Raw genomic sequence first — 26,857 nt, 5'->3', positions numbered from 1 at the left:
CACCGGCCAACCGAAAGGGAACTCCATGTCCTCGATCAACCGCCGCCAGTTCCTGCGTAGGACGGGCCTGGCCGGCCTCTCCGCCGGGGCGGCGCTGTCCCTGGCGGGCAGCCCCTTCGCTTCGGCCGCCGGCCTCGACCGGGCGCTCGCGCTGAGCGCCCGCCGGGCCGTGCGGGTCGGTGGCACGACCCTGGAGCAGGTGGCCACCCCCAGCGGCGGCGCGGCCGGCTACCAGCGGCTGGCGGCCGGCCCCGGCTGGCCGCTGGTGGTGCGCGGCGAGCTCGCCGCCGCGCAGTCCGGCCGGGACGACCGCCGCACCGCGCTGGCCAGCTTCGTCCAGTTCACTGACATGCACCTGACTGATACCGAGTCGCCGATGCGCTTCGAGTACCTGGGCCACCTGGACGACGCCGCGTGCCGCCCGCAGGAGACGCTGACCGTGCGCGGCGCCTCGGCGCTGGTCGAGCGGGTCAACGCGCTCGGCTCCGGCCCGTACACCGGCATGCCGTTCAACCTGGTGGTGACCACCGGCGACAACACCGACAACCACGAGCAGATCGAGCTGGACTGGTACCTGTCGGTGATGAGCGGCGGCCCGATCACCCCGAACAGCGGTGACCCCAACCGCTACGAGGGCGTGCAGAACTCCGGCGACCCCGCCTACTGGAACCCCGAGCTGGCCTTCCAGGACACCTACAAGCAGGCCGGATTCCCGCAGCTCCCGGGGTTCCTGACGGCCGCCGGCCGCACCTTCCGCGCCCCCGGTCTGACGACGCCGTGGTACACGACGGTCGGCAACCACGACGACAGCATCGTGGGCACCCTGCCCGACCTCGGGCTGCTCAACGACGTCTACACCGGCAACCGCAAGCTCGAAGGCGTCAACGCGGCGGACGCGGCCCAGATCTTCGCCCTGTTCAAGACCGACCCGGCGGGCGCGCTGCTGAAGATCGGCCAACTGCTGGGCGACGCCAGCCTGGTGCGCCAGGTCACCCCGGACGACCGGCGCAAGCCGTTCACGCCCAAGAGCTTCGCGCAGGCCCACCTCGACCCCGCCGTCACCGGCCCGGGCCCGTTCGGTCACGGCTTCACCGCCGATGCCGCCGCCAGCGGCGACCTCTACTACACCTTCCCGATCGCGGACGGGGTGGTCGGCATCAGCGTGGACACCACCAACATGGCCGGGTGGGCGGACGGTTCGATCGGCACCGCCCAACTGCACTGGCTGGAGCAGCAGTTGCAGGCGCACAGCGGCCACTGGTACGACACCGACGGCAACGTGGTGCGCGGCGGGGCGGGCGGCGACTACATCATGGTCTTCAGCCACCACACCAGCACCACCATGGGCAACCTGCTGCCCGACCCGCGCAACATCTTCGACGGGCGCCACAACGGCAGCGAGCTGGTCGCGCTGCTCCAGCGCTATCCGAACGTGGTCGCCTGGGTGAACGGCCACACCCACATGAACCAGATCACCGCGCACGGCCACGCCGTGCCCGAGCGGTCGTTCTGGGAGGTCAACACGGCTTCGCACATCGACTTCCCGCAGCACGCCCGGGTCATCGAGCTCGCCGACAACGGCGACGGCACCATCTCGCTCTTCACCACGCTGATCGAGTCCGCCGCCCCCTATGCGACGAGCTTCGACGACACCTCGGACGCCAACCTGGCCGCGCTCTACCGCGAGCTGTCCTACAACGACCCGTTCGCCAAGCCGGCTGCCAAGATCGGCACTCCGCTCGACCACAACACCGAGCTGCTGCTGGCCAAGCCGAGTCGCTGACGAACCGCCGGGTTCCGCCGGCGGCGGGGATGCACCGCCGCCGGCGGCCGTCAGCTGACGCGCGGCCGGGTCGCGTAGAAGGCCACGGCTGACGCGGCCGCAACGTTGAGGGAGTCGACGCCGGCGTCCATCGGGATGCGGACGTGCGCGTCGACCGCCGCGAGGGTCCCGTCTGCGATGCCGTCGCCCTCGGTGCCGAAGACCAGGGCGAGCCGCTCGTCATCGCGCGCGGCCAGTTCGTCGAGGGTGATCGCCCGCTCGCTGAGGCAGAGCGCGGCCACCGTGAAGCCCGCCGAGCGGAAGGTCTCGATGCTCCCGGGCCAGGACTCCAGCCTGGTCCACGGCACCTGGAAGACCGCACCCATCGAGACCTTCACGGACCGCCGGTAGAACGGGTCGGCACAGCGCGGGGTGAGCAGCACCGCGTCGACGCCGAGGGCGGCCGCGTTCCTGAAGGCGGCCCCGATGTTGGCGTGGTCGACGATGTCCTCGAACACGGCGACCCGCCGAGCGCCGGCCAGCAGCTCGGCCGCGGCCGGCAGCGGCTCGCGGGCCATCGAGGCGAGCGCGCCGCGGTGCACGTGGTAGCCGGTGACCTGTTCGGCCAGGGCCGGCTCCACCACCTGCACCGGCGCGTCGGCCTCGGCGATGACGTCCGCCATCACGGTCAGCCACTTGGGGGTGAGCAGCATCGACCGCATCTGGTAGCCGGCCGCCAGGGCCCGCCGGATGACCTTCTCGCCCTCGGCGATGAACAGGCCCTCGGCGGGCTCGCGGCGGCGGCGCAGCTCGACGTCGGTCAGGCCGGTGTAGTCGGCGAGCCGGGGGTCGGCGGGATCGGTGACGGTGTCGGGCTGGGACATGACGGGCTTTCGGTCGGTCGCGGGCTTTCGGTCGGTCCGGGCTTTCAGCGGGTCTGGGAGGCGGGGTCGAGGATCCGTACGACCTCGCCGATCACGATCACCGCCGGCGGGCGGATGCCCTCGGCGACGACGGTCTCGGCGACCGTGCCCAGGGTGGCGTCGACCCGGCGCTGGGCCGCGGTGGTGCCCTCCTGGACCACGGCGACGGGGGTGTCGGCGGACCGGCCGGCGGCCACCAGCTTGGCGGCGATGGCACCGATCCGCTCGACCGCCATCAGCAGGACCAGGGTGCCGCCGAGCCCAGCGGCGGCGTCCCAGTTGACCAGCGAGCGCGGGTCCTCGGGCGCCACGTGCCCGGAGATCACGGTGAACTCCTGGGTCAGCCCGCGGTGGGTGACCGGGATGCCGACCGCCGCCGGGACGCTGATCGAGCTGGAGATGCCCGGCACCACGGTGACCGGGATCCCGGCCTCGACGCAGGCGAGCAGCTCCTCGCCGCCGCGCCCGAAGACGTACGGGTCGCCGCCCTTGAGGCGGACCACGAACTTGCCGGCCTTGGCGTGCTCGACCAGGGCCCGGTTGATCGCCTCCTGGGCCATCTGCCGGCCGTAGGGGATCTTGGCGGCGTCGATCACCTCGACGTGCGGGGGCAGCTCGGCGAGCAGTTCGCGCGGGGCGAGGCGGTCGGCGACCACCACATCGGCGTCGGCTAGCAGGCGGCGGCCGCGCACGGTGATCAGGTCGGGGTCGCCGGGGCCGCCGCCGACCAGTGCCACCCCGGGGGCCCGGTGGCGGTACTGGCGGGCCGACAGGCTGCCGTCCCGCAGCCCCTCGACGATGGCGTTGCGCAGCGCGGCGGAGTGCCGGGGGTCGCCGGTGAGCACCGCGACGGTGGTGCCGGCGTCGTCCTGGCCGCTGGCCGGGGTCCAGGCGGTGGCCGCGGCGGCGTCGTCGCTGCGGGAGCAGAAGATCCGGGCCGCCTCGGCCTCGGCGCTGACCGCCTCGTTGACCTCCGGGTCGGAGCTGGCGACCAGCACGTACCAGGCGTCGGCGAGGTCGCCGGACTGGTAGCCGCGGCGGTGCCAGGTGATCTCCCCGGCGTCGGCCATCGCCTGCACGGCGGGGCTGGTGCTCGGCGAGACCAGGTGGACGTCGGCGCCGGCGGCTATCAGGGCGGGCAGGCGGCGCTGGGCGACCTGGCCGCCGCCGACCACGACGACCCGGCGGCCGGTGAGCAGCAGGCCGACCGGGTACGGCGTGAGGCCGGCGGTGCTCGGGTGCGGGCTGGGCGCGTTCATGAGGGGTGCTCCTGGGGGGCTGGGGGCGTTTCGGGTAGAGCAGGGTCCCGTACCGGCGCGCCCTCGGGCCGGTACGGGACCAACAGCGGGTTGACGGACGAGCGTCAGCCCTTCTCGGTGACCCCGGCGGAGTCGAAGGTGGCTACATCGTGCATCGCCCTGGCGGCACTTTGCACCAGCGGAAGGGCCAGCAGGGCGCCGGTCCCCTCGCCGAGCCGCAGATCGAGGTCGATCAGCGGGCGCAGGCCGAGCTTGGCGAGGGCCGCCTGGTGGCCGGGCTCGGCGGAGCGGTGCCCGGCGATGCAGGCGGCCAGCACCTCGGGGGCGATCGCCTTGGCGACCAGGGCCGCCGAGCCGGCGATGACGCCGTCCAGGATCACCGGGGTGCGCAGCGAGGCGGCGCCGAGCAGGAAGCCGGCGATCGCCGCGTGCTCCAGACCGCCGACGGCGGCCAGGACGCCGATCGGGTCGGCCGGGTCGGGCTGGTGCAGCTCCAGGGCGCGGCGGATCACGTCGACCTTGCGGGCGTGGGTCTCGTCGTCGATGCCGGTGCCGCGGCCGGTGACCTCGACCGGGTCGGTGCCGGTGAAGACGGAGATCAGCGCGGCCGAGGCGGTGGTGTTGGCGATGCCCATGTCACCGGTGATCAGGATCTTGTTGCCGGCCGCGACCAGGTCGCGGGCGGTCTCGATGCCGACCTCCAGCGCCTTGAGCGCCTCGTCCCGGCTCATCGCCGGGCCCTGGGTCATGTCGTCGGTGCCCGGCTTGACCTTGCGCGGCAGCAGGCCGGTGGTGCGGCCCTGCTGGATCGCCTCCGGCAGCTCGGCCTTGACGCCCACGTCGACCACGCAGACCTCGGCGCCGACCTGGGCCGCGAAGGAGTTGACCACCGCTCCCCCGGCCAGGAAGTTGGCCACCATCTGACCGGTGACTTCCTGCGGCCAGGGGGTGACGCCCTGGGCGTGCACACCGTGGTCGCCCGCGAAGATCGCCACGCAGCCGGGCTCGGGGATCGGCGGCGGGCACTTGCGGGACAGGCCGGACAGCTGCGCGGAGATGATCTCCAGCATGCCGAGCGAACCGGCCGGCTTGGTCATCCGCTTCTGCCGGTCCCAGGCCTCGCCGAGCGCCTTGGCGTCCAGCGGGCGGATGGTGCGCAGCGCCTCGGAGAGCACACTGTGCGGCTCCTCGCCGGGCAGCGCGCGGTTGCCGTACTGCTCCTCGTGCACCACCCAGGAGAGCGGGCGCTTCTTGGCCCAGCCCTGCTGCTGCAGCTCGGGCTCGTCGGGGAACGCGTCGACGTAGCCGATGCAGAGGTAGGCGACGACGTCCAGGTGCTCGGGCAGACCGAGCTCGCGGACCATCTCCTCCTCGTCGAAGAAGCTCACCCAGCCCACGCCGAGGCCCTCGGCGCGAGCCGCCAGCCACAGGTTCTCGACGGCGAGGGCGGCCGAGTAGGGGGCCATCTGGGGCTGGGTGTGCCGGCCCAGGGTGTGCCGGCCGCCGCGGGTGCGGTCGGCGGTGACCACGATGTTCACCGGCGTGTCGAGGATGGCCTCGATCTTGATTTCCTTGAACTGCTTGGCGCGGGCCTTGGGCAGCGAGTCGGCGAACGCCTCGCGCTGCCTCTCGGCCAGCGCGTGCATCTTGCGGCGGGTCTCCGAGGAGCGGATCACCACGAAGTCCCAGGGCTGGGAGTAGCCGACGCTGGGGGCGGTGTGGGCGGCCTCCAGGACGCGGAGCAGCACCTCGTGGGGGACCGGGTCGGGGCGGAAGCCGTTGCGGATGTCGCGGCGCTCGCGCATCACCTGGTGGACGGCCTCGCGCATGGCGTCGTCGTAGGCGGGGGCCGCAGGGGCGCGCGGGGTCTCGGGCTCGGCGGGCTGCTCGGGCTCGGTCGGCTCCTGGGCCGCCTCCGCCGCCGGGGCGGCGTCGGGTGCCGGGGCTTCGGGGGCGGCGGGCGCTATCGAGGCGGCGGGGGCGGGCTCGGTGGCGGGCTCCGCTGCGGCTGCGGCGGGCTCCGGCGCGGGCTCCCCTGCGGGGTCCGTGGCGGGCTCGGCTCCGGTGGCGGCCTGCCGGTCCTGCGGGGGCGCGACGTCCGCCTGCGGGTCCTGCGGGGCGGCGGGGGCGGCCGGGTCGGCGGCGGGCTGCTCGGCAGCCGGCTGCGGCTCGGCGGTCGCCTCGGGGGTGTCCGGGGTCTCGGCGGGCTGCGGCTCGACGGGCTGGGCCTCGGCCTCGGCGGGCTGCGGCTCGGCGGCCTGGGCCTCGGCCGGCTGGTCCGCCACGGCAGCGGGCTGCACGGTCTGGGCCTGCGGTTCGGCGGGCTGGTCCGCGACCGGCTGCTCCGCAACGGGCTGGTCGACGGCGGCGAGGCCGAGCGGGGCCGGGTCTGCGAGGAACGCGGCGATCCGGCGCGGGGTGCCCGGGGCGGGCTGCGGCACGGCAGCCGGCTGGACGGCGGCTTCCGGGGCGGTGGTCGACTGCTCGACGGCGGCCTCCTGGGCGGGGGCCGGGGTGGCGGCAGCGGCCGCCGCGACGGGGGCCGGGGTGGCGGCAGCGGCCGCCGCGACGGGGGCCGGGGTGGCGGCAGCGGCCGCCGCGACGGGGGCTTCCTGCGCCTCGGCCGTCGGGGCGGCGGCAGCCACCGGCTGAGCCTCGGTCACCGGCTGGGCCTCGGCTGCCGGCTGGGCCTGGGCCTGGGCCTGGGCGGCGGGCTGCGCCTCAACCACCGGCTGGGCCTCGGCAGCGGCCTGGGCCTGAGCGGCCGGCTCGACGGCCGCGACCTCCGCGGCCTCCGCGATGGGAGCGGCAACCGGCTGCGCGGCGTCGACCGGCACGGCGGTCTCGGCGGCGACCGGTTCGGCGACGGCCTCGGGCGCGGCAACCACGGCGACCGCCTCGGGCGCGGCAACCGCCTCGGGAGCCGGAACGGCAGCAACTGACGCACCGTCAGCGGGCGCACCGGCCACGCCGGCCGCCGACTCGTCCACGACCGCGGCAGCCGGCTGCTCGGCCGGCACGTGCTGCACCGGCAGCACCAGCGTGGTGTCCACGCCGCCTGCCACGGGCGGCACCGCCTGTGGCGCGGCCGGCACCTCGTGCACCGGCGCGCCGCCGGGCGTGGAGGGCCCGCGGTCGGCGAGCGAGCGGACCGGCACCTGACCGGTCATCACCGAGGGGTCCGGAATGGGCGGCCCAGCGTGCAGCGGACGCCGCTGCTGCATGGCGGCCGGCACCGGCTGCGGCGGCACCGGAGCGGGCGCCACGGCCGCGTCGGCAACGGGGGCGACCGGAACGACCGGTGCCACCGGCGCGCCGCCCGGCGCCTCGGCGTACCCGGGCGGGGTCACCGCCGGCCAGGAGGGCTCCACCGGCATCCCGGCGGCCGCCTGCTGCACCGGCTCGCCCGGCACCGGCGCGACCTGCTCGGCGCCCGGGTAGCCGGCCGGCGCGGCGAACCCGCCGGGCGCGGCCTGCGTGAGTGCCTCACCGAGCGGCATGACGGGCGTGGTCGCCGGGTCGGCCCAGGCGCTCTGCGGCCCCGGCATCAGCAGCACGTCCTCTTCGTCGTCCGGCTGGTCGATGAAGTGGTAGGTGGGTCCGCCCACCGGTGCCGTCTGGCCGACGAGGTCGCCGCCCCACCCGCCACCTCCCTGCGCCGGATCGTTTCCGGTCTCGGGGAGCAGGTGCTCCGGCCGTCCCTCACTGGGGACGTGACCACCGTCGGTCATCTCAACACTCCTTCCGGGCCGCTTCCGCGACCTTGGCGACCCGGTCGCCGACCGAGGCACACCGCCCGCTCCGGGTCCAAGCCGGGTACCGGCCCACCCCACCGTTCAACCTGCCGACCGCCGGGTGCCGGCAGCCGTGGGCCGTCCGATCGGTCACGGTGGACGGCACCCGCTGCCCGTGCGCCCACTGGGGACGCTCGCGCGACGAGCACCGTCACCTGAACTAACGACAGCCCGGGGCATCCGGCACGACCGGCCCGGGCCCCGGGCCATTCTTCCGGTCAGGCGTGCGTCAGTCGAATGCCCACGCACCGATCTCCGTGTGCGTTGCACCACGTCGGCGCGGCCCGCGCCCCCACTGGGAAGGGCAGCAGTCAGATCGTCAGACTACCGGCCGGCACGATCGGTTTGGACCCCCACTGTCCGAATCATCCTCATTTGCCGACCCGTCACCAGCGACTTCACGGCACCTCCCCAGCATGCCCAGGTCAGGAGGCGGGTTCCGCCCAGAGCAACATGGTGCTTTCGAACGGTCCGATGGCGACCTCGGGCTCCGGGTCCAGCGGGGCGGACTGCAGCACCGTGCCCTCGACCCGGTAGCCGGCGGCGGTCACCACCGCGCGGATCGCATGCGCCTCGGCGACCGTGGTGGCCAGCGCCACCAGCCGGGCCGGACGGCGGGTCAGCACTGCGGCCACCACCTCGGCCCCGCCCCGCTCCACCACCACGGCGTCCGGCTCGGGCAGCCCGCCCAGCACCTCCGGCGCCCGCCCGGCGGCGGTCTCCAGTTCGACGCCGTAGCGGCGCGCGTTGACGGCGATCCGGGCGCAGGTCGCCGCGTCGTCCTCGATCGCGACCACCGCGGCGCCGAACCGGGCGGTCTCCACCGCCAGTGCGCCGCTGCCCGCGCCCACGCACCAGACCAGGTCGCCGGCGCCCGGGCCGAGCCTGGCCAGCACCACCGCCCGGGTCTGCGGCGAGAGGGTGAGCGGTGAGTCGCCGTCATAGGCGTCACCGGGCAGCGCCCAGCCGCGCTCGGTGCCCGGGTAGCCGACCGGGCGGCCGGCCAGCCAGCCGGAGGTGGCGTCCCCGCCCTGGCCCTGCGGGGTGGAGCCGCCGATCACCAGCACCACATTGGGATCGCGCCAGTCGTGGTCCGGCACCCGGTCCGAGGTGAGCACGGTGACGTCCTCGTCCTCGGTGCCCAGCGCCTCGCAGACCACGAAGGTGCGGTGCACTCCGCGCAGCATCAGGGCCAGCTCGCTCGGCCCGGCGTCGGCGCTGGTCAGCACCGCGACCTTGGGATGGGCCCGGCAGATGTTCGCGGCCCGGCGCAGCCGCCCGCCGTGCGTGGAGACCACCTGGGCGTCCTCCCAGGGCATCCCCGCCCGGGCGAAGGCCATCGCGACCGAGGAGACCGCAGGCAGCACCTCCAGTTCGAGGCCGTGCTCGGGCCGGCGCAGCGCGCGCACCACGCCGAAGAACCCCGGATCTCCCTCCGCGACCACCACCGCGGCGCCGCGGTGCTCGGCGATCCGACGGGCCGCCACCTCCACGCTGCCCAGCGCGATCCGCTCGGCCGCGGCCGGTACCGGCAGTTCGTTCAGCTGGTACGGCGCTCCCGCCACCAAGGTGGCGGCGGCGAGCGCGGCGGCGGCCGCCTCGGTCAGCGGCGTTCCGTCCCACCCGATGACCGTGATCCGGTCAGCCATCGCGGCTGCTCTCCCTCGAAGATCCTGGGCGGGAGGCGCTGCGCCCCCCGCTGCCTGGGCCGTCCGCCCAGCAGCAGAGGTTACCTGGTGGTTGCGTCAGTGCCGCAGCAACCAGGCGTTCTTGATCGTCGGCGTCGCGGTGGGCGGTCTCGCGGCGCGCGCGGCCGGCGGCCCTCGGCAGTCACCGCGGGCGGGCCCGCAGTGGCTCAGTCCTGCAAGGCGTAACGGTCCTGCAGGTGGTCGTCGACCGGTTCGAGGTCCTCGGGCAGCAGGCTCCACAGGATCAGGTCGCTGCGGCTCTCCTCCCCCGGCGAGCCCACCTCGCCGGTGCGCACTATCCAGGCGCTGCGCAGCACGCCCTCGCTGATGCAGCCGATCTTCTGGGCCACCTGCTGGGCGGCGGTGTTGCCGGCGGCGGTGCGCAGCTCCAGGCGCAGGAAGCCGCGGTCCTCGAAGAGCCACTGGGCCACGCCGAGCAGCGACTCCACCGCGTAGCCCTCGCCGCGGGCCCAGGGCGCGGTGACGTAGACGGCCTCGGTGCTGAGCAGCCGCCAGTCGGTGTGCCGCAGCTCGACCACGCCGACCAGTCGGCGGGTCAGGTGGTCGATGACTGCGAAGGCGATGCCCCGGCCCTCGGCCCGGAGGGCGGGTGCCTGCCGGCGGATCCAGTCCAGCGCGTGCTGGCGGGTGTAGGGCTGGGGCACATCGGTCCAGCTCAGCACCAGGTCGTCGGCCATCATGGCGACCAGCTCGGGCGCGTCGCCCTCCGCCAAGGGGCGCAGCAGCAGCCGTTCGGTGCTGATCGCGGTCTCGGGGAAGCTCGCTGGCATACCGTCTCTCCTCGCCGGGTCGTGGACCCACGGTACGCCCCGTCCGGCCCAGTCGTTGCCACGGGGCGACGGAGCGTCAGCCGGCCGAGCCCCCGTCAGCGAAGCGGCTGATGGGGGCTCGACGGGGGTGGGGCGATCAGAAGGCCGGGATCACCGAGCCCTGGAAGGTGCTCTCGATGTACTTCTTGACCTCGTCGGAGTGCAGCAGCTGGGCCAGCTTCTGCACCCGCGGGTCGTTCTCGTGGCCCTTCTTCACGGCGAGCACGTTGGCGTACGGGTTGTTGTCCGCCTTCTCCAGCAGGATCGCGTCGGTGGCGGGCTTGAGGCCCGCGCCGACCGCGTAGTTGCCGTTGATCACGGCGGCGTCCACGTCGCTCAGCGCGCGCGGCAGCTGGGCGGCGTCCAGCTCCTTGAACTTGAGGTGCTTCGGGTTGCCGGTGACGTCGTGGATGGTGGCGCCGGTGCCGACGCCGTCCTTGAGGGTGATCACCTGGTTGTCGGCGAGCAGCTTGAGCGCGCGGCCCTCGTTGGTGGCGTCGTTGGGCACCGCGACCGGGGCGCCGTCGGCCAGGTCGGCGACCTTCTTGACCTTCTTGGAGTAGACGCCCAGCGGCTCCAGGTGGACGGCCTCCACCGGGACGATGTCGGTGCCGTGGGTCTTGTTGAAGTCGGTCAGGTAGGGGACGTGCTGGAAGAAGTTGGCGTCGGCGGAGCCGTCCTGCACGGCGGGGTTCTGCAGCGTGTAGTCGCTCACCTCGCGGACCGTCAGCTTGAGGCCCGCCTTGGCCGCCAGGTTGTCCTTGATGTAGTCGAGGATCTGGGCGTGCGGGGTGGGGCTGGCGACCACGACCAGCGGCTTGTCCGCGCTGTTCGAGGAGGACGACGAGCTGGAGCAGGCCGTCGCGGACAGCGCGAGGCCGGCGGTTGCGAGGGCTGCGGTGGTGAACTTCAGGACGGTACGCACGAAAAGTGCCTTTCTCCGTTTTCGATGAACCGCGCACCCGGGGTTCCGGGGGCGGAAGTCTCTGTGGGTGCCCGGGTGTTGGGCGTCAGGCGCGGTTGTTGCGGCTGTTGCGGCTGTTGCGGCTGTTGCGGGGTTGGCCGTCAGGCGCGGCGCAGGCGGGCGAGCAGCCCGGCGGCGGCGCCGCGGTGGCTCAGCCGGCGCACGAGCAGGTCGCCGATCAGCTGGATCAGGGTGACCAGCAGCACCAGCTCGATGACGATCACGACCATGAAGCCGGTCTCGAAGCGCATGTAGCCGTAGGTGATGGCCAGGTTGCCGAGCCCGCCGCCGCCGACCGTGCCGGCCATGGCGGAGTAGCCGATCAGCGCGATCACGGTGGTGGTCAGTGCGGAGACCAGGGCGGGCAGCGCCTCGGGCAGCAGGGCCTTGCGGACCACCGCCCAGGTGGAGCCGCCCATCGCCTGCACCGCCTCGACCAGTCCGCCGTCGACACCGCGCACCGCGGTCTCCACCAGGCGGGCGTAGAACGGGATGGCGCCGACGGCCAGCGGCACGGTGGCCGCCTGCCAGCCGATCGAGGTGCCGACGACCCAGCGGGTGAACGGGATCAGCGCGACCAGCAGGATCACGAACGGCAGCGAGCGGCCGACGTTCACGACCGCGCCGACCACCTTGTTGACCAGCCGGTTCTGCAGCAGCCCGCCCTTGTCGGTGAGCACCAGCAGGATGCCGAGCGGCAGGCCGAGCAGCAGGGTCACCAGGGTGGCGATGCCGACCATCTGCAGGGTCTCGATGGTCGCGTCGTGCAGCAGCGGCTGCATGTCGTCCCACGTCATGCCACAACTCCCGTGGTGCTGTCGGTGTTCGCGCCGGTCTCGGTGACGACGTCCACCTGGAGGCCCTGCTCGCGCAGGTAGCCGATCGGGACGACGTTGTCCTGGTGGTCGCCGGGCAGCTGGACCCGCATCCGGCCGACCTGGCGGCCGCCGATGGTCTCCACGGCGGCGCCCAGGATGTTGATGTCGACCTGATAGGTGCGGGCCAGCTGGGAGATGAACGGCTGGGTGGAGGTGTCGCCCTGGAAGGTGATCTCCAGGACGGTGCCGTCCGGCCGGCCGGCGCCGGGGTCTCCGAGGTCGCCGAGCGGGAACAGCTCCCGGGCCAGCTGGGAGCTGTCGTCGGCGAGCAGGTCGGTGAGCGTGCCGGCCTCGACGATCCGCCCGTCGCGCATCAGCGCGGCCGAGTCGCAGACCGACTTGATGACCTCCATCTCATGGGTGATCAGCAGCACGGTCAGGCCGAGCTCCTGATTGAGCGTGCGCAGCAGCTCCAGGATCGAGCGGGTGGTCTCCGGGTCGAGCGCCGAGGTGGCCTCGTCGGAGAGCAGCACCTTGGGGTCGCCGGCCAGGGCGCGGGCGATGCCCACCCGCTGCTTCTGGCCGCCGGAGAGCTGGCCGGGGTAGGCGCGGGCCTTGTCACCGAGGCCGACCAGTTCGAGCAGTTCGGCGGCCTTGCGGCGGCGGGCGGTGCGGTCCAGGCCGGTGATCTCCAGCGGCAGTTCGACGTTCTCCTGGACGGTGCGCGACGAGAGCAGGTTGAAGTGCTGGAAGACCATGCCGATCCGGCGGCGCGCCTCGCGCAGCTCCCTGCCGGCGCGGTGCTCACTGCCGCGCAGCGCGGTGAGCTCGACGCCGTCCACGGTGACGGTGCCGGAGGTGGGGCGCTCCAGCATGTTGACGCAGCGGATCAGCGTGCTCTTGCCGGCCCCGCTGGTGCCGACGACGCCGTACACCTCGCCTTCGCGCACATGCAGGTCGACGCCGCGCAGGGCGCTGACGCCCCCAGCCTTCGGCCGGGAGGCGCCCCCAGACAGGCCGCGTGAGGTGTAGACCTTGGTGAGGTCCTTGGTGGTGATCACAGCTGCTTCCGTTGCTCGGGGACGGTGTTCGAAACCGGTTGTCCGACTTCAAGGGTTTGAATACGAAGGGTGCTGGTCGGAATTCCCGGGCACGGATGCGAATGTGCCGGGGATTCGTCCTTGCGGAGGGGGGAGACGGGCCGGTGGCCGGGCCTCGGCGGGGCGCGCAGGCGGGTCCGGTGGTGCGACCGTGCAGGTCAACGGGACCGCGGCGGGAACCGCGCGGGGCTGGAGCGGCGGGCGGTGGCCCGCGGCGCGCTAACGCCCGATCAGTACTGACACATTCGACAACACATGCCACGCACACCTGCCGGCGTAGTGCCGGTGGCGGTGGTTTTCGTCGTCGCAGTCATGGAAGCTAGTAAAACAGATGAGCTGCGTTAATCCCAGCAAACAGGATGTGGCGTCCATATTGCGGACACGAGCCAGGCGCCACAAGGCTTTCGCGGGTGTGACGGAAACAACGACGGCCCCACCCGAGGGTGGGGCCGTTCGCTATGACTGGTTCAGACCGCGGTGGCCAGCGGCTCGTGCACCGGCTTCTCCAGGGTCACGTAGCTGAGCTCGCGGCTCACCTGGCGCACGCCGGTCTGCTCGTAGCCCTGGCCGGCGTACAGCCGCAGGTTGCCGAGGCTGCGGTGGCCGGTGAAGAGCTGGAACGCCCGGACCGGGCCGTCGGCGAGCATCCGCTCCTCCACCGCGCGCAGCAGGCGGCCACCGAGGCCGTGGCGCTGCATCCGCGGGTGCACCACCAGGCGGCTTATCCGGCCGACGCCGTCCTCGTCCACCCAGCCGCGCACCGTGCCGACCACCTCGTCGCCGAGGCGGGCGACCACCACATGGCGGTCGGCCAGCTCCGCGCGCAGGCTCTCCAGGGTCTGGGTGAGCGGCTCGATCGACCAGTCGCCGTAGAGCTCGGCCTCGCTCTGGTAGCCGAGGTACTGGAGTTTGAGGATCTGTTCGGTGTCCTGCTCGGTCGCGACCGAGATGTTCACGCTCATGCCCATGTGCGGGGGCCTCCCATCGTCAATGCCCGGCGCGCGCAGTGAGGGTTCACGCCGGGCGGTGTGCCGGAGGTCTGCCCGGCCGGGGATCGGCCCAGACCGGGAGTAGCGCAAGACCGTAGCAGCCGCCGAGGGCTGCCACGTTCGCCAGCGCTCTACCCAGCCTTCAGCTCCCCTCAACCGGCGCGCACCCCGCAGGTGGCGGAAATCACGCGGAAGGCTGCCGCCATCACAGGTCGGCACAGCACGCGGCGGGCGCGGCCACTCACGCCGCGCCGTCCGGCCTCACCCGGCGGGCGCGGCCCAGTCGCGCTGCACCGCCAGGTCGGCCTTCACCTCGGCCAGTTGCACGGCCACCGCGCTGGGCGCCGTGCCGCCGCGGCCGTCGCGCGCCGCGATCGCCCCGTGCACGCTCAGCACCTCGCGGACCTCGGGCGTCAGATGCGGCGAGATCCCGGCGAACTGCTCGTCGGTGAGGTCCCACAGCTCGATGCCCTGGCTCTCGCAGAGCTTGACGCAGGCGCCGGCCACCTCGTGCGCCACCCGGAACGGCACCCCGCGCTTGACCAGCCACTCGGCGATGTCGGTGGCCAGCGAGAAGCCGGCCGGGGCCAGCTCCTCCAGCCGCTCCCGATGCACCGTCAGGGTGGCCATCATGCCGGTGAAGGCGGGCAGCAGCACCTCCAGGGTGTCGCAGGAGTCGAAGACCGGCTCCTTGTCCTCCTGCAGGTCCCGGTTGTAGGCCAGCGGCAGGGCCTTGAGGGTGGCCAGCAGACCGGTCAGATTGCCGATCAGGCGGCCGGACTTGCCGCGGGCGAGCTCGGCGATGTCCGGGTTCTTCTTCTGCGGCATGATCGAGGAACCGGTGGAGAAGGCGTCGTGCAGCGTGATGAAGCCGAACTCCTTGGTGTTCCAGATGATCACCTCCTCCGCGATCCGGGAGAGGTTGACGCCGATCATCGCGGTGACGAAGGCGAACTCGGCGACGAAGTCGCGGGCGGCCGTGCCGTCGATGGAGTTGCCCACCGAGCCGTGCTCGAAGCCCAGGTCGGCGGCGACGGCCTGCGGGTCGAGGCCGAGCGAGGAGCCGGCCAGCGCCCCGGAGCCGTACGGCGAGACGGCCGTGCGGCTGTCCCACTGGCGCAGCCGTTCGGCGTCCCGGCCGAGGGCCTGGACGTGCGCGAGGACGTGGTGCGCGAAGAGCACCGGCTGGGCGTGCTGCAGGTGGGTGCGGCCGGGCATCGCGGTGTCCGGGTGGGCCTCGGCCAGGCCGACCAGGGCCTCCTGGAGGTCCAGGATCAGGGCGCCGATGATCCGGGCGTGGTCGCGCAGGTACATCCGGAACAGCGTGGCGATCTGGTCGTTGCGGGACCGGCCGGCCCGCAGCTTGCCGCCCAGCTCGGGGCCGAGCCGCTCCAGCAGCCCGCGCTCCAGCGCGGTGTGCACGTCCTCGTCGGCGATGGTGCCGGTGAACGCACCGGACTCGACGTCGGCCAGCAGCTGGTCCAACCCCGCGTGCATGGCGGCGAGTTCATCGTCCGTCAGCAGCCCGGCCCGGTTCAGCACCCGGGCGTGCGCCTTGGAGCCGGCGATGTCGTACGGCGCCAGCCGCCAGTCGAAGTGGACGGAGGCGGACAGCCTGGCCAGCGCCTCGGAGGGGCCGTCGGCGAAGCGGGCGCCCCACAGGCGCACGTCGGCGGACTCGTGTTGCGACATCGCGGTGGCTCCTAGCCTGGTTGAGGGTGAGCCCCGGCCGTGGGGGAACGGCCGGGGCTCAGGGAGGGGACGGGCAGGGACGGCGTGGCTCAGCCGAGGTCGCGGCGGGCGGCGATCTTCGAGGACATCCCGAAGATCTCGATGAAGCCCTTGGACATCGACTGGTCGAAGGTGTCGCCGGTGTCGTAGGTGGCCAGGTTGAAGTCGTACAGCGACTGGTCGGACTTGCGGCCGTTCACCACCGCGCGGCCGCCGTGCAGCACCATCCGGATGTCGCCGGAGACGTGCTGGTTGGCCTCGTTGACGAAGCCGTCCAGCGCGCGCTTGAGCGGCGAGAACCACAGGCCGTCGTAGACCAGTTCGGCCCAGCGCTGCTCGACCTGCCGCTTGTAGCGGGCGAGTTCGCGCTCGACGGTGACGTTCTCCAGTGCCTGGTGGGCGGTGATCAGGGCGATCGCGCCCGGAGCCTCGTAGATCTCACGGGACTTGATGCCGACCAGCCGGTCCTCGACCATGTCGAGGCGGCCGATCCCCTGGGCGCCGGCCCGCTTGTTGAGCTCCTCGATGGCCTGGAGGACCGTCACCTTCCGGCCGTCGATGGCCACCGGGACACCGGCCTGGAAGGTGATGACGACCTCGTCGGCCTCGCGCGGGGCGGCCGGGTTCTGGGTGTACTCGTAGACGTCCTCGATCGGGGCGTTCCAGATGTCCTCCAGGAAGCCGGTCTCGACGGCGCGCCCGAAGACGTTCTGGTCGATCGAGTACGGCGACTTCTTGGTGGTGGCGATCGGCAGGCCCTTGGCCTCGGCGAAGGCGATCGCCTTGTCGCGCGTCATCGCGTAGTCGCGGACCGGCGCGATGCACTTCAGCTCGGGGGCGAGCGACTGGATGCCGACCTCGAACCGGACCTGGTCGTTGCCCTTGCCGGTGCAGCCGTGCGCGACGGTGCTGGCGCCGTGCTTCTTGGCGGCGGCGACCAGGTGCTTGACGATCACCGGGCGGGAGAGTGCCGAGACCAGCGGGTACTCGCCCTGGTAGAGCGCGTTGGCCTTGACGGCCGGCAGGCAGTACTCGTCGGCGAACTCCTCGCGGGCGTCCGCGACCTCGGCCTCGACCGCGCCGCAGTCCAGCGCGCGCTGGCGGATCACGTTCATGTCCTCGCCGCCCTGGCCGACGTCGACGGCGACGGCGATGACCTCGGCGCCGGTCTCCTCGGCGATCCAGCCGATGCAGACGGACGTGTCCAGACCGCCCGAGTAGGCGAGTACGACGCGCTCGGTCACGGCTTTCTCCTTCTTCACGGTACGAGTTGTTCACGCGTACGAGCGGGGCGAGCGAGAGAGGGTCTCATGCGCTAGTAGGCATAATTATGCACACCAGCGCATGAAACTCCAAGCCCGCCCCGGGATGATCCGGGACGGGCTCGGGCCGGACTCGCGGCTACCAGGCCACCGGTAGCTCGTGCAGCCCGTAAATCAGCGCGCTGGTGCGGAACCGGACGTCCTCGAACGGGATCGCCAGGCGCAGCTCGGGCAGCCGCCTCAGCAGGGTCGCCAGGGCGATCTGCAGCTCCACCCGGGCCAGCGGCTGGCCGAGGCACTGGTGGACGCCGAAGCCGAAGGCCAGGTGCCGGCGGGCATCCCGGCCGATGTCCAGCCGGTCGCCGTCCCCGAACAGCTCCTCGTCGCGGTTGGCCGCCCCGAGCATCGCCAACACACCCTCACCGGCCCGGACTTGGAGGCCGTCGTCAAACTCCACGTCCTCCAAGGCGGTTCGGGGCACACCGTTGTGCACGATCGTCAGATAGCGCAGCAACTCCTCGACCGCGCCCCGGGTCAGCTCCGGCTCGGCACGCAACCGGGCCAGCTGCTCAGGGTTCTGCAGCAGGGCGAGGACCGAGAGCGAGGTCATGTTGGCCGTGGTCTCGTGGCCGGCCAGCAGGAGCAACACCGAGTTGGACGCGACCTCCTCGGGCGTGAGGTCGTCCCGGGTCGCCAGCCGCGCCACGATGCCGTCCGGCTCGCCCTTCTTGGAGGCGGCCAACTGGGCCATGTAGTCGGTCAGCGCGTCGAGGGCCTCGGCGACCGCCCCGGGCCCGGCCGTGGAGTCCAGCAGGCGGCGGCTCAGCTCCTGGAAGTACTCGTGGTCGTCGTACGGGACGCCGAGCAGTTCGCAGATGACCAGCGACGGCACCGGGAAGGCGAAGTCGGCCACCAGGTCGGCGGGTTGGCCCTTGGCGATCATCGCGTCCAGCGCCTCGTCGACGATCCGCTGGATCCGCGGGCGCAACTGCTCGATCCGCTTCACCAGGAAGTCGCCGGTCATCATCCGGCGCAGCCGCTGGTGCTCCGGGTCGTCCTGGCGCAGGAAGCTGGGCTGATCGCCGACCAGTTCGCGCCGGCCCGGCGAGAGGAACGGGAAGCCGGGCCGGCGCACGTCGGCGCTGAACCGCCGGTCGGACAGCACGGTGCGGACGTGGTGGTAGTCGGTGAGCACCCAGCAGGGCATGCCGTCCCAGAGGGCGACGCGGCCGGCCGGCTGCCGGTAGGCGGGCGGCGGGTCGAAGGGGCAGCCCTCGGCGCGGGGCTCCGGGAACCCGAGCGTCGCCAGCTCGGAGGGCTCGTGGACGCTGGTCACCGGTCCACCTCCGTGAGCGTGATGGCGCCGGCCGGGCAGAGGGCGGCGGCGGTGCGGAGCCGGGCGTGGAGCGAGGGGTCGGGGTCGGCCTGGAGCAGCAGGACGACCCCGTCCTCGTCGCTCTGGTCGAAGACCGTGGGGGCGGTCAGCACACACTGCCCGGAGCTGCAGCAGCGATCCTGATCAACAGTCACGTGCATGGCGGGACCTCGTTGGACGTGAAGGGGATCGGCCGCCCGAGGCCTGTTGCCTCGGGCAACCAACGTTCCGTAAGGCCAACCTAACGCCGCGCTGCTGTCCGTACGAAGGACCAGCGGACGATCGTATGAGAATGGCCGATTCACGACGCTGAGCAGGCGCTCAGTCACCACCCGGAACGGCCGTCCTCAGCGCTCCGAGCGGGATTGGGCCAACTGCAGCAGGTGGTCGGCGAGGGCCTGGCCGCCCGCCGGGTCGCGGCTGATCAGCAGCACCGTGTCGTCACCGGCGATGGTGCCGATGATCTCGTGCACCCCGGCCGTGTCGATCGCCGAGGCCAGGAACTGCGCGGCACCAGGGGGCGTGCGCAGCACCACCAGGTTTCCGGACGCCGTCGCCGAGACCATCAGCTCGCCGGCCAGCCGTGCCATCCGGCCCTCGCTGGCCGACTCCCCCATCGGCGCCCGCGGTGTGGGATCGCCGCCCTCCGCCGGCACTGCGTAGATCAGCGTGCCGTCCCGGTTGCGGATCTTCACCGCGCCCAGCTCGTCCAAGTCCCGGGAGAGCGTGGCCTGGGTGACCACCAGCCCGTCGTCGGCCAGCAGCTTGGCCAACTGGCTCTGTGAACGGACGGGTTGACGGGTCAGCAGATCCACGATCCGCCGGTGGCGCGCGGTCCGGGTCTGCGGTACCTGCGGCGTCGGGCCGACGGGGGTCTGGTCGGATGGGGGAACGCTCATGATGATGATTCTTCCGGACTACTCCGCAGCCTGCGCGGCCGGGTCGTCCTGCCGGGCGTCCAGCCCCGCACCCTGCCCCACCTGCTGCTCACCCACCTGCTGCTCGCCCGCCTGGCGTTCGCCCGCCTGGTGTTCGGTAGCCGACTCGGCGCGGACCTCGGCGAGGATGCCGGGCAGCGCCGCCAGGAAGCGATCCGCCTGCTGCTCGGTCAGCACCAGCGGTGGGACCAGCCGCACCGCGTCCGGCACCGCCGCGTTCACCAGGAACCCGGCCCGCTGCGCCGCCGCCTGCACCTGGCCCGCCACCGGCCGGGTCAGCACGATGCCCAGCAGCAGCCCCGCGCCCCGCACCTGCGAGACCAGGGGGTCGCCGATCGCCTCGATCCCGGCGCGCAGCCGGTCGCCGACCTTCTGCACCTGGGTGAGCAGGCCGTCGGACTCGATGGTCCGCAGCACCGCCAGCGCCGCTGCCGCGACCACCGGGTTGCCGCCGAAGGTGGTCCCGTGCTGGCCCGGCTGGAGCAGGTCGGCCGCGGCGCCGTACGCGATCACGGCGCCGATCGGCAGGCCGCCGCCGAGCCCCTTGGCCAGCGTCACCACATCGGGCTCGATGCCGGGCTCGGCCTGGTGCGCGAACCAGTGGCCGGTCCGCCCGATGCCGGTCTGCACCTCGTCCAGGATCAGCAGCGCGCCCGCCGCCCGGGTGATCTCGCGGGCGGCCTTCAGGTAGCCGGGCGGCAGCGGGATCGCCCCGTTCTCACCCTGGATCGGCTCCAGCACCACGGCGGCGGTCGCGCTGGACACCGCGGCCCGCAGCGCCTCGACGTCACCGAACGGCACATGCGTGACGTCGCCCGGCAGCGGCCGGAACGGCTCCTGCTTGCCGGGCTGGCCGGTGAGGGCCAGTGCGCCCATGGTCCGGCCGTGGAAGCCGCCCTCCAGCGCCACCAGCCGGGTCCGGCCGGTCAGCCGGCTGATCTTGAACGCGGCCTCGTTGGCCTCCGCGCCGGAGTTGCAGAAGAACACCCGCCCGGGCCGGGGGTCCAGGGTGAGCAGGCGCTCGGCCAGCTCGATGGTGGGCTCCGCCATGAACAGGTTGGAGACGTGGCCGAGCTGCCCGAGCTGCGCGGTGACCGCCTCGATGATCGCCGGGTGCGCGGTGCCCAGGGCGTTCACCGCGATGCCGCCGACCAGGTCCAGGTACTCGTTGCCGTCGGCGTCCCAGAGCAGCGCGCCCGCGCCCTTGACCAGCGGCAGCCGGGGGGTTCCGTAGTTGTTGGTGAAGGCCCGCTGGTAACGGGCCGTCAGATCGCTGTTGTTGCTCATGCCAGGCCCCCCAGGACAGCGGCGTCGTCGTCCGGCACCACCATGGTGCCGATTCCCTCGTCGGTGAAGATCTCCAGCAGCAGGCTGTGCGGCACCCGGCCGTCCAGCACGCGCGCGGTGCCCACGCCGGAGCGGACCGCGCGCAGGCAGCCCTCCATCTTGGGCAGCATCCCGCTGGCCAAGTCCGGCAGTATGGCCTCCAGTTCACTGGCACCCAGCTGGCTGATCACGTCGTCGGAGTTGGGCCAGTCGGCGTAGAGGCCCTCGACATCGGTCAGCACCACCAGCATCTCGGCGCCCAGGGCGCTCGCCAGCGCGGACGCGGCGGTGTCGGCGTTGATGTTGTAGACGTGGCCGTCGGCGCCGCGCGCGATGCTGGAGATCACCGGGATCCGGCCGTCGGCGATCAGCGCCTTCACCGCGCCGGCCTCGATGTTGACGATCTCGCCGACCAGCCCGATGTCCACCTGCTCGCCGTCGACCACCGCGTACCGCTTGACCGCGGTCATGGTGTGCGCGTCCTCGCCGGTCATGCCGACCGCGAACGGCCCGTGCTCGTTGAGCAGTCCGACCAGCTCGCGCTGCACCTGGCCGGCCAGCACCATCCGGACCACGTCCATGGTCTCCGGGGTGGTGACGCGCAGCCCGTTGGTGAACGAGGACTCCAGGCCGAGCTTCTCCAACTGGGCGCTGATCTGCGGACCGCCGCCGTGCACCACGACCGGGTGCAGGCCGGCGTAGCGGAGGAACACCACGTCCTGGGCGAAGGCCGCCTTGAGGGCCTCGTCGACCATGGCGTTGCCGCCGAACTTGATCACCACGGTCTTGCCGTGGAACCTTTCCAGCCAGGGCAGCGCCTCGATCAGCGTCATCGCCTTGGGCAACGCGGTGTTGTTGCGGGCCTGTTCGCCCTTGGGTGCGATATGCACGGTGGGTTCCCCCGGGGTCAGGTGGAGTAGGCGCTGTTCTCGTGCACGTAGTCGGCGGTCAGGTCGTTGGTCCACACGGTGGCCGCCGCCTGGCCGGCGTTCAGCCGGGCGGTGATGACGACCTGACGGTCCGTCATGTCGACCAGCGACCGGTCCTCACCGACCGCGCCGCCACGGCAGACCCAGACGCCGTTGATCGCGACGTCCAGCCGGTCGGGGTCGAAGGCGGCACCGGTGGTGCCGATCGCGGCCAACACCCGCCCCCAGTTGGGGTCTTCGCCGTGGATGGCGCACTTGAGCAGGTTGTTGCGGGCGATGGTGCGGCCCACCTCGACCGCCTCGTCCTCGGTGGCGGCGTCGGTGACGTCGATCCGGATGTCCTTGCTTGCGCCCTCGGCGTCGCCGATCAGCTGGCGGGCCAGATCGGCGCACACCTGCTGCACCGCGTCGGCGAACTCGGCCGGTTCCGGGGTGATGCCGGAGGCGCCGGAGGCCAGCAGCAGCACCGTGTCGTTGGTGGACATGCAGCCGTCGGAGTCGACCCGGTCGAAGGTGGTGCGGGTGGCGGCGCGCAGCGCCCGGTCCAACTCGGCGCCGTCCACGGCCGCGTCGGTGGTCAGCACGACCAGCATGGTGGCCAGCCCCGGAGCCAGCATCCCGGCGCCCTTGGCCATGCCGCCCACCGTCCAGCCGCCGACGGCGACCTGGGCGGTCTTGTGCACCGTGTCGGTGGTCTTGATGGCGATCGCGGCCGCCTCGCCGCCGGTCTCGCCGAGCTGCTTGACGGCAAGATCGACGCCGGGCAGCAGGATGTCCATCGGGAGGCGCTCGCCGATCAGGCCGGTCGAGCAGACGGCCACCTCGCCCGCGCTGACGCCGAGTTCGGCACCGACCCGCTCGGCGGTGGCGTGGGTGTCCTGGAAGCCGCCCGGCCCGGTGCAGGCGTTGGCACCACCGGAGTTGAGGATCACCGCCGCCAACTGGCCGCCCTTGAGCACTTGCTGGGACCAGAGCACCGGCGCTGCCTTGACCCGGTTGGAGGTGAAGACGCCGGCCGCCGCCAGCGACGGCCCGTCGTTGACCACCAGGGCCAGGTCCGGGGTGCCGGAGGCCTTGATGCCGGCCGTCACACCGGCCGCGCGGAAGCCCTTGGCCGCCGTGACGCCGAGGTTGCTGCTGCTCATGGTGCGACTCCGTTCACAGGAAGGCCCAGCTCCTCGGGCAGGCCCAGGGCGATGTTCATGCTCTGCACCGCGCCGCCGGCGGTGCCCTTGACCAGGTTGTCGATCGCGCTGATCGCGATGATCCGGCCGGCGTGCTCGTCCAGGATCACCTGGACCAGTGCGCTGTTGGATCCGAAGACCGACTTGGTCTGCGGCCACTGGAGTTCGGGCAGCAGGTGGACGAACCGCTCGTCGGCGTAGGCGGATTCGTAGGCGGCCCGCAGGTCGCCCGCCGTCACGCCCGGCCTGGCCTTGGCGCTGCAAGTGGCCAGGATGCCGCGGGACATCGGCGCCAGGGTCGGGGTGAAGGAGATGGTCACCGGTTCCCCGGCGACCGGGCTGAGGTTCTGCGACATCTCCGGGGTGTGCCGGTGCACGCCGCCGACGCCGTACGGGCTGACCGAGCCCATCACCTCGCTGCCGAGCAGGTGGGTCTTGATCGCCTTGCCGGCGCCCGAGGTGCCACTGGCCGCCACGATCACCGCCTCCGGCTCGGCGAGCCGAGCCGCGTAGGCCGGGAAGAGCGCGAGCGTGACGGCGGTCGGGTAGCAGCCCGGCACGGCGATCCGCTTGGTGCCGTTGAGCGCGGCCCGGTGGCCCGGCAGCTCCGGCAGGCCGTACGGCCACGTCCCGGCGTGCGCGGAGCCGTAGAACCGCTCCCAGTCGGCCGCGTCCTTGAGGCGGAAGTCCGCGCCGCAGTCGACGATCAGCACATCCTCGCCGAGCGCCTCGGCCACGGCCGCCGACTTCCCGTGCGGCAGCCCCAGGAAGACGACATCGTGCCCGGCCAGCACCTCGGGCGTGGTCGGCTCCAGCACCCGGTCCGCCAACGGCAGCAGATGCGGCTGCACCTCCCCCAGCCGCTTGCCCGCGTTGGAGTCGCCGGTCAGCGCCCCGATCTCGACCTCCGGGTGCCCCAGCAGCAGACGCAGCACCTCACCGCCCGCATACCCGCTCGCCCCGGCTACGGCGACTCGCAAGGCCATGACTGCCATCCTCCCTGGACCACGACGACGTGGCATGAATATACGCACTGCGGAACATTCATGCAAGCGTATGCATAGCCGATCACGGTCACGTCGGGTGTGACCGAGCGGCCGAGTTGGCCCGCGAGCGTCAGGGTTGGCCCCGCTGAGCGCGGCAGTTGGCCCGCAGGGTAGTGATCACACCCTCTACCTGCAGGGTCTTTGCGTGAAGTCGCGCAGGGGGCTGCACAGGCGGGCCGTGCTGGGGGCATGGAGGTATCGGCTTGCCCCGAGCGCAACGGGCACTGGCATCCTCTGCGCTGGAACGGCCTGCCGGACGGGGACGACATCCCGGCCTTCTCCGACGCACGCGTTCGCGAGGTGCCGGGCGAGGCGGCTCGCACCGGGCTCAAGCCGCGTGATGATGGTGAACTGCTGCCCGTGCTACTGAAGTTGGTCGCAGCGCGGACGTCGGTCGCGGCCTGGCCGACCCGGATGACCGCCAAGCAGAAGACCGAGCGGGCCCGCGAACTCGCACGGGCTCGCGCTGCCGCCGCTGACCGCGCTTGCACCGACCGGGAAGCCGCCGAACTCCTCGGGATCCCACCGGACAAGCTGCCCACCGGCATTGTCGACGACCGCTTCTGGACCGGCTCCAAGGACGCACCCATGGAGTTCCGCGCAGCCGTGGTCGAGGCGGCCGGGCACCTTCGGGAAACCGCCGGCCACCTCGCCGACTACCCGCGACGACGAGACGCGCTGAAGGACTGGGCTCTGCCCCAGCAGACATGGCGAGCGCTGGCCACCCTGCTGCCCGAAGCCCCAGGGAAGCAGCCGATCCTCGATGACCGGAAGCGCCAGGTCGCTTCCATCTCCGTCTGGACCCGCGTTACCGGCGGAGAGCACATCTTCGCTCCCCGGCCGATCGAACAAGCTCAGCCCGAGCACACCCGGAGCGAATGGGCAGCCTGCCGGGCTCCACACTCTGGCATCGGTTCGAGCACCCGGGCACCGGACTGCACTACACCGCGCTGAAGCGGCTCCTCAGCGAGTACGCGGACCGACTGGTGCGCGAGATCGACGGAGGGCCGTCCGTCACCCGAGCCTGAGTTGACACCGAGTTCGGAAGCTGGCCTCCCGCTCTCTCCTGCGACAGTTACCGATACGCGAGCTTTCGAGATGCGCGAGCGAAGCTGCCCCACCCCGGCGGGTGATGACCTCTGTGCACTTCACCAGGGCACTTCGCCGGCGTCCTCGAAGAACTTGCCGGTCGGGCCGTCGTCGGGCAGGGTCGCGAGTTTGATGGCGATCGCCGCGCCTTGTTCGGGGGTGCGCACGCCGCGGAAGCCGTTGAGGTCGGTCGCGACGTAGCCGGGGCAGCCGGCGTTGATCAGGATGTTCGTGCCGCTCAACTCCCGGGCGTACTGGAGGGTGACGGCGTTCAGGAAGGTCTTCGACGGCGCGTACGCCGCAGCCACCGGACCCGTCGTCAGCTCTGCGGCTGTTCCTGACTGCCGGGTGAGGGAGCCGACACTGCTGGACATGTTCACGATCCGCGGCGAGGCGGAGCGGCGCAGCATCGGCAGCATCGCGTTGGTGACGCGGATGACGCCGATCACGTTGGTCTCCACGACCGTGCGGATGGTGGCGGGATCGACCCGGGTGGGCTCCTGCGGCATGCCGCCGGTGATGGCTGCGTTGTTGACGAGCACGTCGAGGCGCCCGGCCTGCTCCTCGATGAGCCGTGCGGCGGCTGTCGCGCTCGCGTCGTCGGTCACGTCCAGCGGTACACCGAAGGCGTCCACGCCGGCCGCGCGCAGTTGCTCCACCGCGACCTTGCGGCGCTGCTCGTCGCGGGCCCCGACGCCGACGCGCCAGCCAAGGGCGCCCAGGCCCGCGGCGATCTCGTAGCCGATTCCCTTGTTCGCGCCGGTGACCAGCGCAATCGTTCGTTCGCTCATGGGGACCATGCTGCCCTCGGACGCCGCCCGGGGTCCAAGACCGATCGGATGGTCAACGATACCGTCAGGGTATTGATCCGGGGTAGCGTGGCCGCATGGAGACCCGGGAACTGCGGTATTTCGTCGCCGTCGCTGAAGAGCTGCACTTCGGGCGCGCAGCGCAGCGACTCGGGATCGCGCAGCCGCCCTTGTCGCGGGCCATCCAGCAGCTCGAACGCCGGCTCGGGGCCGCGCTGCTGGACCGGACCAGCCGCACCGTCACGCTGACTGAGGCCGGCTCGGTGCTGTTGGTCGAGGGCCGGGCGGCCCTCGACGCGGTCGACGCCGCCGAGCGCCGGACCCGTCGCGCCGCCCTGCCCGCGCCCGGCCGTGCCGGCCTGGTCCTGGTCACCAAGGCCAGCGCGTCCAGCGAACTGCTGGCGAAACTGCTCGACGCGTACGCCGCCGAGCCCGGCGCGGTCCCCGTCGACGTCATCCTGTGCGGCCCGGCCGAGCAGGAACGACTCCTGCGCGAGGGCCGGGCCGACGTGGCGCTGCTGCACCGGCCGTTCGACTCGACGGCCGGGTTCCACAGCGAGGAGCTCGCCACGGAGGGCCAGGTGGTGGTCCTGCCGGCCGGGCATCCGCTCACCGTCCGGACCCATGTGCACATGGCCGACATCACCGGCCTGCCTGGCCTGCCTCTGCCACGCTGGCCCGACCCCGACGGCACCTACCCGCCCGGCCCCGGCCCGCAGGTCCGCGACCACGCGCAGTTGCTGCAGCTCGTCGCGCTCGGCCGGGCCTGCGCGGTCTCACCGGAGTCGTGCCGAGCCCAACTGCACGGTGACCTCGCCGCCGTGCCCGTGCTGGACGCGCCGGCAGTCACCACCGTCATCGCCTGGCCCCCGCACAGCCGGTCCAGAGCCGTCGCCGACCTCGTCCGGACTGCGACCCGTCTCCGGTAGCTCCAGCCTGCCTGGCCAGGTTCCACCTGTCGTGGCCCGGCTCAGCAGCACGGGCCAACTGCGACGCTCAGGCGGGCCAACCCTGACGCTCACGGGCCAACTCGGCCGCTCA

The 26,857-nt window shown here is 72.5% G+C and carries 22 protein-coding genes; 3 read left to right on the top strand and 19 right to left on the bottom strand.

Going from position 1 to position 26,857, the window contains the following annotated elements; all coding sequences use genetic code 11:
- Window positions 1–25 precede the first annotated feature (25 nt).
- Window positions 26–1,783 carry a TIGR03767 family metallophosphoesterase gene (locus P3T35_RS08750; protein WP_101383749.1) on the top strand — a complete coding sequence of 586 codons (1,758 nt, stop codon included), beginning with the start codon at window positions 26–28 and terminating at the stop codon, window positions 1,781–1,783.
- 50 nt (window positions 1,784–1,833) lie between these two features.
- Here the strand turns inward: P3T35_RS08750 and P3T35_RS08745 are convergent, their stop codons facing one another.
- The 18 genes from P3T35_RS08745 to argC all read right to left on the bottom strand — a co-directional run bounded on the left by P3T35_RS08745 (window position 1,834) and on the right by argC (window position 23,858).
- A complete protein-coding gene (locus P3T35_RS08745; protein WP_101383748.1) occupies window positions 1,834–2,646 on the bottom strand; it encodes an RNA methyltransferase in 813 nt (270 codons plus the stop codon).
- Window positions 2,647–2,690: 44 nt separating this feature from the next.
- Entirely contained in the window at window positions 2,691–3,944 is a 1,254-nt protein-coding gene (gene cobA / locus P3T35_RS08740; RefSeq protein WP_101383747.1) for a uroporphyrinogen-III C-methyltransferase, read from the bottom strand.
- A gap of 104 nt (window positions 3,945–4,048) precedes the next feature.
- Window positions 4,049–7,675 (bottom strand): nicotinate-nucleotide--dimethylbenzimidazole phosphoribosyltransferase, encoded by a 3,627-nt coding sequence (gene cobT / locus P3T35_RS08735; protein ID WP_101383746.1) that lies wholly within the window; start codon window positions 7,673–7,675, stop codon window positions 4,049–4,051.
- Window positions 7,676–8,163: 488 nt separating this feature from the next.
- The gene (gene cbiE / locus P3T35_RS08730; protein WP_101383745.1) at window positions 8,164–9,387 is read right to left on the bottom strand and encodes a precorrin-6y C5,15-methyltransferase (decarboxylating) subunit CbiE; all 1,224 of its coding nucleotides are present in this window, start codon (window positions 9,385–9,387) and stop codon (window positions 8,164–8,166) included.
- A 206-nt stretch (window positions 9,388–9,593) separates the two neighbouring features.
- Window positions 9,594–10,217 carry a GNAT family N-acetyltransferase gene (locus P3T35_RS08725; protein ID WP_101383744.1) on the bottom strand — a complete coding sequence of 208 codons (624 nt, stop codon included), beginning with the start codon at window positions 10,215–10,217 and terminating at the stop codon, window positions 9,594–9,596.
- 136 nt (window positions 10,218–10,353) lie between these two features.
- Window positions 10,354–11,181 (bottom strand): MetQ/NlpA family ABC transporter substrate-binding protein, encoded by an 828-nt coding sequence (locus P3T35_RS08720; RefSeq protein ID WP_101383743.1) that lies wholly within the window; start codon window positions 11,179–11,181, stop codon window positions 10,354–10,356.
- Window positions 11,182–11,321: 140 nt separating this feature from the next.
- Window positions 11,322–12,017: a methionine ABC transporter permease gene (locus tag P3T35_RS08715; RefSeq protein WP_101383742.1), complete on the bottom strand. Its 696-nt coding sequence runs from the start codon at window positions 12,015–12,017 to the stop codon at window positions 11,322–11,324.
- Window positions 12,014–13,099 (bottom strand): ATP-binding cassette domain-containing protein, encoded by a 1,086-nt coding sequence (locus P3T35_RS08710; protein ID WP_101383741.1) that lies wholly within the window; start codon window positions 13,097–13,099, stop codon window positions 12,014–12,016. Before P3T35_RS08710 ends, P3T35_RS08715 begins: the two co-directional genes overlap by 4 nt.
- 506 nt (window positions 13,100–13,605) lie before the next feature.
- Window positions 13,606–14,106: a GNAT family N-acetyltransferase gene (locus P3T35_RS08705; protein WP_101383740.1), complete on the bottom strand. Its 501-nt coding sequence runs from the start codon at window positions 14,104–14,106 to the stop codon at window positions 13,606–13,608.
- 282 nt (window positions 14,107–14,388) lie between these two features.
- On the bottom strand, window positions 14,389–15,819 hold the full coding sequence (gene argH, locus P3T35_RS08700; protein WP_101383739.1) for an argininosuccinate lyase: 1,431 nt from the start codon (window positions 15,817–15,819) through the stop codon (window positions 14,389–14,391).
- Window positions 15,820–15,908: 89 nt separating this feature from the next.
- The gene (locus P3T35_RS08695) at window positions 15,909–17,102 is read right to left on the bottom strand and encodes an argininosuccinate synthase (RefSeq protein ID WP_101383738.1); all 1,194 of its coding nucleotides are present in this window, start codon (window positions 17,100–17,102) and stop codon (window positions 15,909–15,911) included.
- Window positions 17,103–17,259: 157 nt separating this feature from the next.
- On the bottom strand, window positions 17,260–18,456 hold the full coding sequence (locus tag P3T35_RS08690) for a cytochrome P450 (protein WP_280704896.1): 1,197 nt from the start codon (window positions 18,454–18,456) through the stop codon (window positions 17,260–17,262).
- On the bottom strand, window positions 18,453–18,656 hold the full coding sequence (locus tag P3T35_RS08685) for a ferredoxin (protein WP_101383737.1): 204 nt from the start codon (window positions 18,654–18,656) through the stop codon (window positions 18,453–18,455). The genes P3T35_RS08690 and P3T35_RS08685 overlap by 4 nt, the downstream gene beginning before the upstream one ends.
- A 186-nt stretch (window positions 18,657–18,842) precedes the next feature.
- A complete protein-coding gene (locus tag P3T35_RS08680) occupies window positions 18,843–19,394 on the bottom strand; it encodes an arginine repressor (protein WP_101383736.1) in 552 nt (183 codons plus the stop codon).
- Window positions 19,395–19,412: 18 nt separating this feature from the next.
- Window positions 19,413–20,720: an acetylornithine transaminase gene (locus tag P3T35_RS08675; RefSeq protein ID WP_101383735.1), complete on the bottom strand. Its 1,308-nt coding sequence runs from the start codon at window positions 20,718–20,720 to the stop codon at window positions 19,413–19,415.
- Window positions 20,717–21,592, bottom strand: a complete 876-nt coding sequence (gene argB, locus P3T35_RS08670; RefSeq protein WP_101385473.1) for an acetylglutamate kinase — start codon at window positions 21,590–21,592, stop codon at window positions 20,717–20,719. The genes P3T35_RS08675 and argB overlap by 4 nt, the downstream gene beginning before the upstream one ends.
- A 74-nt stretch (window positions 21,593–21,666) precedes the next feature.
- Window positions 21,667–22,833: a bifunctional glutamate N-acetyltransferase/amino-acid acetyltransferase ArgJ gene (gene argJ / locus P3T35_RS08665; protein ID WP_101383734.1), complete on the bottom strand. Its 1,167-nt coding sequence runs from the start codon at window positions 22,831–22,833 to the stop codon at window positions 21,667–21,669.
- Window positions 22,830–23,858 carry an N-acetyl-gamma-glutamyl-phosphate reductase gene (gene argC, locus P3T35_RS08660; RefSeq protein ID WP_101383733.1) on the bottom strand — a complete coding sequence of 343 codons (1,029 nt, stop codon included), beginning with the start codon at window positions 23,856–23,858 and terminating at the stop codon, window positions 22,830–22,832. Before argC ends, argJ begins: the two co-directional genes overlap by 4 nt.
- Before the next feature lie 249 nt (window positions 23,859–24,107).
- Here argC and P3T35_RS08655 point away from each other — a divergent pair, with 249 nt between their 5' ends.
- The gene (locus tag P3T35_RS08655; RefSeq protein ID WP_101383732.1) at window positions 24,108–24,872 is read left to right on the top strand and encodes a hypothetical protein; all 765 of its coding nucleotides are present in this window, start codon (window positions 24,108–24,110) and stop codon (window positions 24,870–24,872) included.
- Window positions 24,873–25,066: 194 nt separating this feature from the next.
- On the opposite strand, the gene P3T35_RS08650 is transcribed toward P3T35_RS08655, so the two are convergent.
- Window positions 25,067–25,798 (bottom strand): SDR family NAD(P)-dependent oxidoreductase, encoded by a 732-nt coding sequence (locus tag P3T35_RS08650; protein ID WP_101383731.1) that lies wholly within the window; start codon window positions 25,796–25,798, stop codon window positions 25,067–25,069.
- A gap of 95 nt (window positions 25,799–25,893) precedes the next feature.
- Here P3T35_RS08650 and P3T35_RS08645 point away from each other — a divergent pair, with 95 nt between their 5' ends.
- On the top strand, window positions 25,894–26,745 hold the full coding sequence (locus P3T35_RS08645; RefSeq protein ID WP_101383730.1) for a LysR family transcriptional regulator: 852 nt from the start codon (window positions 25,894–25,896) through the stop codon (window positions 26,743–26,745).
- Window positions 26,746–26,857: the final 112 nt, after the last annotated feature.

The sequence above is a fragment of the Kitasatospora sp. GP30 genome (assembly GCF_029892145.1).
GTDB lineage: Bacteria > Actinomycetota > Actinomycetes > Streptomycetales > Streptomycetaceae > Kitasatospora > Kitasatospora acidiphila.
This window is presented reverse-complemented; position numbering and strand designations above follow the sequence as displayed.

What these genes read in the sequence shown, in the direction of transcription:
- P3T35_RS08680 (WP_101383736.1), bottom strand. Translation starts at nt 19,394, where the DNA reads ATGAGCGTTCCCCCATCCGACCAGACCCCCGTCGGCCCGACGCCGCAG.
- P3T35_RS08750 (WP_101383749.1), top strand. Translation starts at nt 26, where the DNA reads ATGTCCTCGATCAACCGCCGCCAGTTCCTGCGTAGGACGGGCCTGGCC.
- argC (WP_101383733.1), bottom strand. Translation starts at nt 23,858, where the DNA reads ATGGCCTTGCGAGTCGCCGTAGCCGGGGCGAGCGGGTATGCGGGCGGT.
- argB (WP_101385473.1), bottom strand. Translation starts at nt 21,592, where the DNA reads ATGACGCTGATCGAGGCGCTGCCCTGGCTGGAAAGGTTCCACGGCAAG.
- argJ (WP_101383734.1), bottom strand. Translation starts at nt 22,833, where the DNA reads ATGAGCAGCAGCAACCTCGGCGTCACGGCGGCCAAGGGCTTCCGCGCG.
- cobA (WP_101383747.1), bottom strand. Translation starts at nt 3,944, where the DNA reads ATGAACGCGCCCAGCCCGCACCCGAGCACCGCCGGCCTCACGCCGTAC.
- argH (WP_101383739.1), bottom strand. Translation starts at nt 15,819, where the DNA reads ATGTCGCAACACGAGTCCGCCGACGTGCGCCTGTGGGGCGCCCGCTTC.
- P3T35_RS08725 (WP_101383744.1), bottom strand. Translation starts at nt 10,217, where the DNA reads ATGCCAGCGAGCTTCCCCGAGACCGCGATCAGCACCGAACGGCTGCTG.
- P3T35_RS08655 (WP_101383732.1), top strand. Translation starts at nt 24,108, where the DNA reads ATGGAGGTATCGGCTTGCCCCGAGCGCAACGGGCACTGGCATCCTCTG.
- P3T35_RS08685 (WP_101383737.1), bottom strand. Translation starts at nt 18,656, where the DNA reads ATGCACGTGACTGTTGATCAGGATCGCTGCTGCAGCTCCGGGCAGTGT.
- P3T35_RS08705 (WP_101383740.1), bottom strand. Translation starts at nt 14,106, where the DNA reads ATGGGCATGAGCGTGAACATCTCGGTCGCGACCGAGCAGGACACCGAA.
- P3T35_RS08675 (WP_101383735.1), bottom strand. Translation starts at nt 20,720, where the DNA reads ATGAGCAACAACAGCGATCTGACGGCCCGTTACCAGCGGGCCTTCACC.
- P3T35_RS08745 (WP_101383748.1), bottom strand. Translation starts at nt 2,646, where the DNA reads ATGTCCCAGCCCGACACCGTCACCGATCCCGCCGACCCCCGGCTCGCC.
- P3T35_RS08650 (WP_101383731.1), bottom strand. Translation starts at nt 25,798, where the DNA reads ATGAGCGAACGAACGATTGCGCTGGTCACCGGCGCGAACAAGGGAATC.
- cbiE (WP_101383745.1), bottom strand. Translation starts at nt 9,387, where the DNA reads ATGGCTGACCGGATCACGGTCATCGGGTGGGACGGAACGCCGCTGACC.
- cobT (WP_101383746.1), bottom strand. Translation starts at nt 7,675, where the DNA reads ATGACCGACGGTGGTCACGTCCCCAGTGAGGGACGGCCGGAGCACCTG.
- P3T35_RS08645 (WP_101383730.1), top strand. Translation starts at nt 25,894, where the DNA reads ATGGAGACCCGGGAACTGCGGTATTTCGTCGCCGTCGCTGAAGAGCTG.
- P3T35_RS08715 (WP_101383742.1), bottom strand. Translation starts at nt 12,017, where the DNA reads ATGACGTGGGACGACATGCAGCCGCTGCTGCACGACGCGACCATCGAG.